1 pseudogene is annotated in these 2673 nt (G+C 58.2%); it reads right to left on the bottom strand.

The features are described from left to right. Nucleotides 1–542 precede the first annotated feature (542 nt). A pseudogene (locus tag ACI77D_RS29195) lies at nucleotides 543–2673 on the bottom strand (Ice nucleation protein); the annotation flags it as partial.

Raw genomic sequence — 2673 nt, forward strand, 5'->3', positions numbered from 1 at the left:
GCTGAAATTCAGGCTGGCGGCAGCCATTGCCTTAGGCTGATAAGCCGCTTCGACTTCGACCAATTGCGGGTCGAGCAGATGACCGATCAGGCAGTTGGGCTGTGTGTCGCCGGTGAATCGGGTTGTTTCAGGGGTTAACATTTTTCAATCCTCCATGAATGAAAACACGCGTCCAGCGTGTAAAGGTGCAGCGGTGTTGCTGAGCTATCGACGTTCCGGGATGCCCGTATTCGAGGGCGCGTTCCGATCTGGCTCGAGGTAACCCTAGGCGCGAATATGCATTAACGCAAACATATAAATGCATAACTGCATATTCATTGAAGAAGAGTGCAGACTACGAGGATCACCGCGTTCGCTGCCTCGACCGGCCTGTCGCCGATTGATAACAAAACGCCCCAAACAAATCGGGGCGTTTTGCATTGGCCTTCATCAGGGTGTTGTCACAGCGTCAACCCGGGCATGCTTCCCTTCACCAGCATGATTGATAGCACCTGGGGGGTAAGTTTTCAGCACTCGGCCTCAGGCTGTTTTAGAGAGAAATTTCATGGCTGAAGCTGAGACGGGTCCGCCTCACTGTGGCTGTTGTCCTCAGCCTTGATCAGAACGTTACTGTCCTCGTCAATTTGATAGGGAACATCAGCTTCTACACCGTCGATGCCCGTCTTGACGACCACGTTGGTGTAACGCTTACCGTCCCAGCAGCGGAAAACCAGTGTCGAGTTCTCTCCGCCTGAAAGTGTCGAGCCGAGACTCCCTATAAGCCGGCTGTCAGCGCCTGCGGTCAATACGCAGTTCTTGCCAGCCGTCAGCTTGCTACGATCCCCGGCCATCAGCACACAATCGTCGCCGGCAGTGAGTTTGCTCCGGTCGCCAGCCGTCAGGTAACTGTTGCTGCCGGCCAGGAGCTTGCTGCGATCGCCCGCTGTCTGGGTGCTGTCTGCACCGGCAGTCAGCTTGCTGCGGTCGCCCGCCATCTGGACACTGTTAGCGCCGGCGATCAACGTGCTGCGAGAACCCGCTGTTTGCGAACTGCCTTTGCCGGCGATCAACATACTTTTGTGCCCTGCAATCTGAGTGCTCTCATGGCCCGCAATCAGCGAACTCTTATGGCTCGCAATCTGGTTGCTGCCGTATCCCGCCGTCAGGCTGCTGCGCATGCCTGAGGTAAGACTGCTGCCGTAGCCCGCCGTCAGTACACTGTGCAGTCCACTGATGAGTGTGCTGCCATAACCCGCGGTCAAACAGCTGCGCGTGCCACTGGTCAAGCTGCTGCCATAACCGGCAATCAGCGAGCTGTCCTGCCCTGCAATCCCGGTGCTGCCATAACCCGCGGTGAGCGTGCTGTCGCGCTCCGCCATCTGGGTACTGCCATAACCCGCCGTTAATGTGCTCTCAAAACCGGCGGTCTGCGAACTGCCGTAGCCGGCCATCAACGAACTGCTAAACCCGGCTGTTTGCGTGCTGCCATAGCCGGCGGTTAGCGTACTGCTGTCCAAAGCGGTTAGCGTACTGCCATAACCCGCGGTCATGACACTGCCGTAACCCGCAGTCTGGGTACTGCCATAACCCGTCGTCAGGCTGCTGTTGTAGCCGGCAGTTTGAGTGCTGCCGTAACCGGCGATCAGCGTACTGTTGTAGCCCGCCGTTGAAGTGCTCCCATAACCGGTCGTCAGCGAGCTTTCTTCCTGGGCGGTCTGGGTGCTGCCGTAGCCTGCGGTCAGGGTGCTTTTGTAGCCGGCGGTTTGCGTACTGCCATAGCCGGCAATCAGCCTGCTTTCATAGCCGGCTGTCGATGTACTTCCGTAGCCGGCAGTTAACCAACTTTGCTCCTGAGCCGTCTGGCAACTGCCGTAACCCGCTGTCAACGTAGAATCATAGCCAGCGGTCTGGGTGCTGCCGTAACCCGCGACCAACGAACTTTGATAACCCGCAGTCGAGGTACTGCCGTAACCCGTGGTGAGCGAGCTATTGTCCTGGGCCGTTTGGGTACTGCCGTAGCCGGCAGTCAGGGTGCTCTCATATCCCGATGTTTGCGTACTGCCGTAGCCGGCGATTAATGAACTGTTGAATCCGGCAGTTGAGGTACTACCATATCCCGCAGTCAGCGAACTGTCCTCCTGAGCGGTTTGGGTGCTGCCGTAGCCCGCAGTGAGTGTACTTTCGTGTCCTGCGGTCTGAGTACTGCCGTAGCCTGCGATCAGCGAGCTGTCAGCGCCGGCGGTACTCGTACTGCCATAACCTGCGGTGAGTGAACTGCCTTCTTGTGCTGTCTGCGTGCTGCCGTATCCGGCAGTCAGAATGCTTCCGTAACCGGCGGTCTGGGTACTGCCGTAACCGGCGATCAACGAACTGTCGTAACCACCGGTTTCAGTACTGCCGTAGCCGGCGATGAGATCACTGCTTTCCTGGGCGGTCTGAGTGCTGCCATATCCCGAAGTCAGAATGCTTTTGTAACCCGCAGTCTGGGTGCTGCCATAACCTGCAATCAACGCACTTGCGTGACCGGCGGTCTGCGAGCTGCCGTAACCGGCAGTCACCATACTGCCAGGTCCGGTGGTGGCCGTGCTGCCGTAGCCGGCAGTCAGGTCACTGCCTTCCTGAGCCGTCTGAGTACTGCCGTAACCCGCAGTCAGGGAGCTCTCTCCCCCCGCAGTTTGGGTGCTGCCATAGCCT

This window comes from Pseudomonas sp. O39 (assembly GCF_045447295.1).
Classification (GTDB): domain Bacteria; phylum Pseudomonadota; class Gammaproteobacteria; order Pseudomonadales; family Pseudomonadaceae; genus Aquipseudomonas; species Aquipseudomonas antarctica_A.